General features: G+C 66.0%; 5 protein-coding genes and 2 pseudogenes. 2 read left to right on the forward strand and 5 right to left on the reverse strand.

Features of this window, described 5'->3' with window-relative positions; translation table 11 throughout:
• The coding region (locus BBK14_RS06595) for a transposase (protein ID WP_198541190.1) at positions 1 to 443 on the forward strand (443 nt) is incomplete at its 5' end.
• A 221-nt stretch (positions 444 to 664) separates the two neighbouring features.
• On the opposite strand, the gene BBK14_RS06600 is transcribed toward BBK14_RS06595, so the two are convergent.
• The 4 genes and pseudogenes from BBK14_RS06600 to BBK14_RS38760 all read right to left on the reverse strand — a co-directional run.
• Positions 665 to 1,612: a transposase gene (locus BBK14_RS06600; RefSeq protein WP_071060302.1), complete on the reverse strand. Its 948-nt coding sequence runs from the start codon at positions 1,610 to 1,612 to the stop codon at positions 665 to 667.
• Positions 1,613 to 2,257: 645 nt separating this feature from the next.
• The gene (locus BBK14_RS39660; protein WP_241831227.1) at positions 2,258 to 4,057 is read right to left on the reverse strand and encodes an FkbM family methyltransferase; all 1,800 of its coding nucleotides are present in this window, start codon (positions 4,055 to 4,057) and stop codon (positions 2,258 to 2,260) included.
• Between the two features lie 489 nt (positions 4,058 to 4,546).
• Positions 4,547 to 5,395 (reverse strand): methyltransferase domain-containing protein, encoded by an 849-nt coding sequence (locus tag BBK14_RS34740; RefSeq protein ID WP_083390760.1) that lies wholly within the window; start codon positions 5,393 to 5,395, stop codon positions 4,547 to 4,549.
• A 202-nt stretch (positions 5,396 to 5,597) separates the two neighbouring features.
• Positions 5,598 to 5,742, reverse strand: a pseudogene (locus BBK14_RS38760) (transposase); the annotation flags it as partial.
• A 202-nt stretch (positions 5,743 to 5,944) separates the two neighbouring features.
• On the opposite strand from BBK14_RS38760, the gene BBK14_RS06615 reads away from it, so the two are divergent.
• Positions 5,945 to 7,168: a glycosyltransferase family 4 protein gene (locus BBK14_RS06615; protein WP_241831228.1), complete on the forward strand. Its 1,224-nt coding sequence runs from the start codon at positions 5,945 to 5,947 to the stop codon at positions 7,166 to 7,168.
• 358 nt (positions 7,169 to 7,526) lie between these two features.
• Here BBK14_RS06615 and BBK14_RS41605 read toward each other — a convergent pair.
• Positions 7,527 to 7,934, reverse strand: a pseudogene (locus tag BBK14_RS41605) (arsenate reductase/protein-tyrosine-phosphatase family protein); the annotation flags it as partial.
• Positions 7,935 to 8,051: the final 117 nt, after the last annotated feature.

Genomic DNA, 8,051 nt, shown 5'->3' on the forward strand with positions numbered 1-8,051 from the left:
CCCTCGACGTCGGGACGGGGCGGGTCACCGCCAGGTGCTTCCCCAGCCACACCAGGGCCGATTTCCTCACGTTCATGGACCAGGTCATCGCGGAATACGGCGGTGCGGAGCTCCATGTAGTGGTCGACAATCTGGCCACCCACTACGGCCCCGACGTCGACACATGGCTGCGCAGGCACAAGAACGTCACGTTCCATTTCACCCCGTCCGGCAGTTCATGGCTCAACCAGGTCGAGAACTGGTTCGGTATTCTCACCCGGCACGCACTCCAGCACGGGGCGTTCGTCTCGGTCCAGGACCTCGTCAACACCATCAACAACTATGTCGAGAACTGGAACTGGGACGCCCATCCGTTCGAGTGGACAGCCACCGCAGAAGAGATCGTAGCCAAGGTGGAGGTACTCCACCGGGAATTCAGGAAGCTGCTCGCCAACAACTTGTGACGACTTTAGTTATGTGTCATCGGAAAGAATTTTGGTTTACAGTCTACTAGATTCGCCAGTACCAGCGTGTGATCTTCGGTGGTACGCCGAGACTTAATAATCTTCTTGTTTGGATTGTTTCGGGGTTGTTTTCGGGGTGTGGGCAGGGTGGTGGCCCGGCTGTCGTGCCGGGTGGGCGCCGGTTCCACGGTCCGGAGGTCTCGCGTGGGAAAATCGGGCTGTCAGGCGGCGGGCAGGGCGCGTAGCCGTTCGAGCGTGGTGGGCAGATACTGGTCGCGGCCGGGTGGCAGGCGCAGGATCAGGGTGCCGGCGTGGCGGGTGAGCCGGCCGGGGATGTTGACCAGGTCGTGGCGGAGCCGGTCGCTGTGGGCGCGGCCGTGCTGGTCGAGGCCGGTCAGGGACTGGAGCATGGTCGATAGCCAGCCGGCGAGGATCGCGGCCCCCATCCAGACCGTGTTGACGACAGGGTCGGCGCAGGGCAGGTGGCGCAGGCCGGCGCCGAGTTTGGTGTCCTTGATCTGGGTCTCGATGTCGGCGCGGCCGCGGAACCAGCACTCGACGGCGATGATGCTCTCGGGTTCGTCGGCGGGGATATTCGTGACGAGGAAGCTGACCGCCCAGGCGTGGTCGGTGACGCCTTCCAACGCGAGTGCGAGCTGGCCTTTGGGGATGGTGCGCCGCCGCCGGGAGCGAGGGTCCGCCGAGATCTCGGTGGCGGAGACCTTCACCCGCCGGAGGATCGTGTAGGTGCCGGGCGGCCAGCCGGCCGGGGCGTAGGCGACGGCGGTGACCTGGGCGCCGCGCATGTCACGGGCGTCTGTCCAGGCGATCTCGGGCACCGCGGCGTAGGCCCGCCACAGGGCGGCGTTGCGCGGGGCTGCGATCGCGAAGTCCGCGCCGGCGGCCACAGCGGCGCGGGCGAGCTCGCCGGTGAAGAACCCGGAGTCGGCCCGCACCAGTGGCGGGGCGCAGACCGCGGCGGGCAGGGTGGCGAGCGCCCGGGCCAGTAGGTCGGCGCAACGCGGCCGGACGTCCTGGTCACCGGCGAGCAGGTCGGCGGCCAGGACCAGCCCGGTGCGCGCCCAGCTCGCCAGCAGCGGCCCGGCCGGCCCGTTTTCCCTCGTAGGTTTAGGCCACGCTCCGTTTCGCCCGGTCGTAGACCTCCACATCCGTGGAGTCCAGATCGATCGTCGGCCGCTGGCGGACCAGCTCGCAGCGGCGCTGGCCGGTCCAGCGTCGCCTGCCCGGCCATCTGCGCGGTAGCCATCCCGACCAGCAGCTGTCCGCCGGTCAACCCCCGCTGCCGCTGTTTGACCGGACCGACCCGCGCATCCAGCGCCTCCACGACACCAAGCCGGTCGACCAGCTCGGTGACCGCTACCAGCCCCGCCATCCCGGTCAGCGACCGGTCCGCCGGCCCGACCCGTACCCGCGGGGCCCGTTTCCTCGACGCTTTCGATCTGCGTAGTCTGTTCACCCGGCGGGTGCCTCTCGTCAGGGTTCTTCGGTTGGTGTGGTAACCCCGATTCTCCCTGCACGGCAGGCACCCGCTCACATTCCAACGATCTACGAACCCTCAACATCAGCCACTACTGGCGAATCTAGGTCAGAGTCCGCTGGCAGTCCGGCCGGGTCGACGTCACGGAAGTTCAGCTCGCCGAGGCAAGCCGAGCTCGCAGTTACCACAAGCATACAATTGACCACAAAGGGCAAGTGCGGGCATCCCGGCGGCGGCCGCTGTCACACCACTACCCATGAGTCCGGCCCGCCGCGATCGCCGACGAAGCGGTAGAGCTGACCGGTCTCGCCTCACCCTACGTCCGCACCAGCGCAACCACGGCTCCGTGCTGTTCCGCAACCCGAAAACCAGCGGTCTGGGCGGCGGCGAGRAGGTCAGACGTAGAATAGTGGCGGCCCTGGAATGTAGTGTCGTGAAGTTCGAGCACGGCTCGCCGGCATCGACGAAGGACCTCCGGGTCACCGAGCAAGAATGACGCCTCAGCACCTTCGACGTCCGACACCAGATCGAACTCATCGACGCCGTGCTTCGCCAGTATCTGACGCAAGGTCGAGGCCGGTACCGACACGGTCTCCCCGTCCTTGCGAGCAGCTAGCCTCGAGCCCAGGACGTTGGAACAGACCGAGAACGTCGCCGTGCCCTGCTCGGTCGAGATCGCCGCGTGCTCGACGTCCAGCTGCATGTGGGCTAGATGAGGGGAAAGCCTCGACTGGAGGCCTTCGATCAACCGAGGATTGGCTTCTACACAGACAATGCGCCCGCCAGGCGCTACGACCGACGCGATGTGCGCGGTCGTGATCCCCAAGCTGGAACCGAGCTCGACGACCGTGCTAGCTCCTCGAAGGTTGCGATGGATCAACCGGATCTCGGCGCTCTCATAGATGTGCCAGAACAACTGGGCCTTGGTCCGGGCCGTGAAATCAGAACCACTCACATCGAAGCGAATCCCATTGTTTCGGATTTGGTCCCGAGTGGCGGTCTCGACAATACGCGCGGCGACGGGGCTCGTGAGCACGCCCGCCATTGCGATCTTGATTCTGAATATCATAGACCTTGAGCTACGCGCAACCGGGCTCCGTGGCGAAGCGACAGCCGTCACCGCGCGTTGGAAGCCGGCCACGGCGGCGTGCACATCGATCTCGCACGCAACTCGCTCGGATTCACGCGCCAACTCGGCCAGCCGGTCCGGGTGGCGACGTAGATCGTCCAGCACGGCGGCTAGCGCGGGCACATCGCCGACTGGGTAGACGCGACCATTGCGGCCAGGCCGCACGTCGTCGGTCGGCCCGACCGAGCCGACCCGGTCCGTGGTGACCACCGGGAGGCCCGACAGCACAGCGTCCTTTATCGCGAGCGGATGCGCATCTCGTTCCGCCGGATGAACGTAGAAATCCGCGGCAGCGTAGAGGACCGCGAGCCGGTGGGGCTCGGTGAATCCGAGCGGCCTGAGCGTGCCGTCCAACTCGCTAGCAACACGGTCGAGCTGACCGCGAAGCTCACCGTCACCGGCCAGAAGGACGGTCAGCCGCGGGCCATCCGGTCCTCGCGCGAGAACCCGCAACGCCGCGGCTATATCCATCGGTCGCTTACGAGTAATCAGTTTGCCGACAAACAACGCAACGACGGCGTCGGGCGGAAGACCCAACTCGGACCGGACGGCCAACCGATGGTCCTCGCGTTTCAGCAACGCCAAACGCAGTCCTCCCTCGTCGGTAGGAATAGGCATCCGGAACATCTTTGATCGCGGCACGCCATAATGGGATAGGTAGGTCTCGTTGTTATCCCCGATGGTGAGGAAACCAGACACGCCGTTGAACAGCAGTGGCAGCAGCATCCGCTTGCCTGCCGCGACCCGGCGTCGTCGCGGGGCGAGCATCTCACTGTCCCCGAACAACAGCGCGGGCACTCGACGTGCCCGACACCACGCCAAAGCAGCGATCGCGAACGAATGCGCGTAGCCGTGGACGATAACGCAGTCGGGGCGGCTCCGGTCGAGCTCGCGCCACGCTACCCTCGCCGATTTCCAGGGCTGTTTCCAGTGGGTGCCAATCTCGTAGTCGGAGACGACGTCGTAGTGGAAGCCAGCCAGGCTCATGCCACTCCATCGGACATCGCGTCCGAAATCTGGATCAAAGTACACGTCGAGTCCTGCGCGTGACATGAACAAAACATGTAGATTTGTACCACAATTAGAGACTTCTCGGTAAAAAGGTATAAAATGTTGGATTGGATGAGACACGACCACGCAGACTTTGGGCGCGTCAGCCGTCGATGCCACGCGTCCCGTCCGCTCACGACGGGAGCGTGCCAAGCTGTAATAACGATCCATGCTTACCGTCCCGTCGCTCGACTTACGCAGCAGATGAGCACTATAGGCAGGCGATTAACTACAGACGGCAGCGACACGACGATGGGGTACTCCGAGCCTGGCGCGCAGGCACGTCCGAGACGCCACACGAGTCCGGCACAGGCATTGCCTGAGCCACCGCGGCCGCGCCAGCATGGCGGCGGACTCTCGGACGTCGTTCGGTGACTTCTCGTGACACGTTCCCGCCCGGCGGGAACCCCGGACAGCGACCAAGTCCTACGGATGTGGTGGAACAGCTTTCCGCACAATAATAATCTCGTTGGGTCGAATCAACGATCTTGGCAGAGTGCCAGCCAGCGCCAAAGCCCGCCTGGACTCCACCTGGAGGTCATCGCCCCCGTCCACCACGGTGAGGCCCGCGGCCCACGGCACATCATCTCCGTGCGGACGAAGGCGCGTGTATGCCCGTTCCCGGGCCCGCCGCCAGCCGACCAAGGCCCCCGCCCTCACCACCAGGGGCGCGAGCGCTCGTTCCCCGCGACGCGCCCAGGAACGGGACCGGGGCACGGTCAGGACCATCGCGCCTCCTGGGCGCAGTAGTCCGCCCAGGCGCCGGACCGCGCCGGACGGATCTTCGAGATACTCCAGTACCGCGATCGCCAAAACAAGATCAAATCGCTCTCTCGCCTTCGGCCCGAGTACGTCCAGCGAACCGGCGACGCCGTGCGACTCCCCCGGGTCCGCGCCGGTTGCCTGTCGGACCACCGAGGCCATCACATCGGCACAGCGCACACCGGCCTGCAGCATGTCGACCGAGGGTTCGAGGTTCAGCACAAAAGCCGCACGGCCGGCRCACAGCGTGCTAAACATTCCCGGTCCCCCGCCGAAGTCCAGAACCCATGCGGAAGCAGACCTGGCCAACACTGGTTCGATCGCGCCCGCGACCGCCCGCAGACGTTCCTGGAAAGAGGGATTCCGGGTGTATCTGTCGACCCACGTATCTGCGACCTCGGCGAAATAACGATCGGTTCGGCCCGGCGACCGAGCTTCCGACCCCACTGCGTCACCTGGATCGCCGACCGCACAAGCTGGCGAGCACATGTACGACGACATCTCGTCTCCCATCCAGCGCGCGGAGCCCGGTTACGCCCCACCACGCCACTCGCGACTATCACGGCATTGCACTGATGGCTACTCACACGGTAAGAAATATAAAGATAGAAGTATCCGCGTGCCGCCAACTGCGGTGGTAGCGTAGTCGATGCTTGACTGATGCCGGCGCATCCAGGGGTTCACGACACGGTGCGGTTCACGACATGGTGGAGGGGGTATTCGCCTGTCGGTTTTCGCCCCGGTTGAGTCGATGACGGTTTGTCTTCCCAGACAACGCAGGGATCAAACTTACTCCACAAAGTTTCGCGAAAGCGACTCCGATCGTATATCCGGTCGATGTTGTCGCCAGCAGCCAGGAGCGTTCGATGCCCGCGGTGGCGAGCCGGTCCGTCCAGGTGCCGAGCGAAGCCGATTTGACCCGGTTACGGCCGGCCGGGCGGCCCATTCCACCCGGCCCGGGTCGCCTGATCGGTCGGCATCCACATAGCGAGTACGCAGACACGCGAGCACAGACGCATCGACCCACCGACAGCGCCTCTACCATTACCTTTCGTGACTATCTTGAGCGAGCAGCAGTTCGCTGCTGAGCCTGGCGTAACCGCGCCGCGGGTGGTGCTGCTGACCCCCTCCCGGGGTCTGGGCGGCGGGATCGAGCGCTACCTGGACACCATCGAGGACCACCTGCGCGCCGGCGGAGCGAACATTCGGCGCTTCGACTTGCTCGACTCATCCAGGTCGCTTACGGTACGCACCCAGGCCAGCTACATTCTGCGGACGCTGGCGTCCATACGCCGGCTGGGCCGAGTCGACAGCATTGTGGTCGGACATGTCAGTCTTGCTCCAGTAGCTTGCCTGGCGGCACGGCTGACCAGAACCCGCCGGGTGCCGGTCATGTTCTACGGCGTCGATATCTGGGGAGGCGGGCGGGCACTTCGCCGGCTTATTGCGCGCGATCCCCTCCTGTATCCGGTAACGATCAGTTCATACAGCGCCGGAGGCTTGGTCTCCGTCGGACTGGCACAGATCCTTCAACCCGGAATACCGCAGGTGTGGCGGGACATACTGCTCACCGAGGGTTCCCGCCAGCGCCCGCTGTCTGCTGTTCCCACGGTGTTGAGCGTCTTCAGGCTCGGGGTCTGGAAGGCCAAGGGGCTTCCTGAACTCGTCGAGGCCGTGACGGCCGCTCGTGCGATAGTGGGGCCAGTACAGCTGGTGATTGCTGGGAAGGGGCCCGCGCCCGGAGCGCTGCACGAACTGGTCGCCCCCTACGAATACATCGAGCTGCACGAGTCACCGGACGACGCCGCGCTGGCCCAGCTGTACGCAACCGCCGACATGTTCGCACTGTGCACCCGCACCCGGACAGCCCCTCCGTTCAGTGGTGAGGGATATGGGATCGTGCTGATGGAAGCGCAGCTTGCCGGCTGCGCTGTGGTCGGACCCGCGTCCGGCGGTTCGCGCGACGCCTACCTCGAGGGCGTGACTGGCCGGACCCCGCTAGATGAGTCACCGACGGCGCTGGCCGAAGTCCTGTGCGACATGCTCGCCGACCGGGTCTGCCTGGCACGTATGGGCCGCCGTGCCGCGGAATGGGCGCAGGGGGCAACGGATCCGGCGAACTACACCCGGCTGGTGATGGCCACGCTGACCGGCGCTGTTCCTCGGGCCACGAGCGGGCCCGCCATTCCGAGCCAACGGGGCCGGCGGGCAGGGCAGACGACCGGTCATCTCCGACTCCCTTCCCGCCGGCAGCCGACCGCCAGGGCACACCCACCAACAACCTGATCCGAGAAACCGCCGTCAGCGGGCGGTCGCGGTACCCAGCAGGACGGCGAGCAGGCAGGTCGGTGGCTCGAGAGCGGGCCTCGATGGCATCGGCACACGTACGAAAGGCGCCGAGGCCGCAGCCCAGCGGATCCACGAGGTCGTCGTCTTGCGGGGTAGTCGGGGGCGCCATGCCACGCGCGGCCGCTGCGGCCACGAGGAGTGCCTCCCCCGCGGCGCGGAGACGTCCGTGCTGGTCGTGGGCAGCGAGCTCGGCGACCGTCGCATCGATGCGTTCTGGCTCGACCGTCTCGGTCAGGCGCGCAAACTCACGCAAGGTGAAGGCTCGACGGACGACACGCGGCGCGAGCGCGACGACCTCGGCCCGATGCGCCCGCGTCGCGCAGAGCACCAGGTCTGCCCGCTCCACCATCACGGATGTCACCGGACGGGAGCGGAACCCCATGGGGTCCGCTCCCCGTTCGGCCAGCACGGTCGCCGCGTGCGGGTCCATGGGCTCGTCGACCCATGCCCGGACTCCCGCGCTGCTGACGCTTGCCGCCGACCCCGGCGCACCTGACAGGCCCGCCTGCGCCGTGAGGCGGGTCAGCCGGGCCATGGCGAGACGCTCCGCCATCGGCGAGCGACAGATGTTGCCGGTGCAGACCATAAGCACCGACCAGTGTCCCCGCTCCACCACGCCTTCCGAGCGCCTGACCATCACGCGGCCCGATCCTTGCTCCTGCCGGTGCTTGCGTCGAGCGCCCGACATCGCGTCATGCGGCATGGAGGACGGCCGGAAACTACTAAGAGCGTGTCTTGTGTGGCGGCTCTGGGTACATCTCTGATCATGGATGTGATGGAGAGCAGCCTTGCTCTGCGGCTGGTCCCGGACGATCTGTGG

It is taken from the genome of Parafrankia soli, from assembly GCF_001854695.1.
GTDB classification, from domain to species: Bacteria; Actinomycetota; Actinomycetes; order Frankiales; family Frankiaceae; genus Parafrankia; species Parafrankia soli.

What these genes read in the sequence shown, in the direction of transcription:
- BBK14_RS06600 (WP_071060302.1), bottom strand. Translation starts at nt 1,612, where the DNA reads ATGTGGAGGTCTACGACCGGGCGAAACGGAGCGTGGCCTAAACCTACG.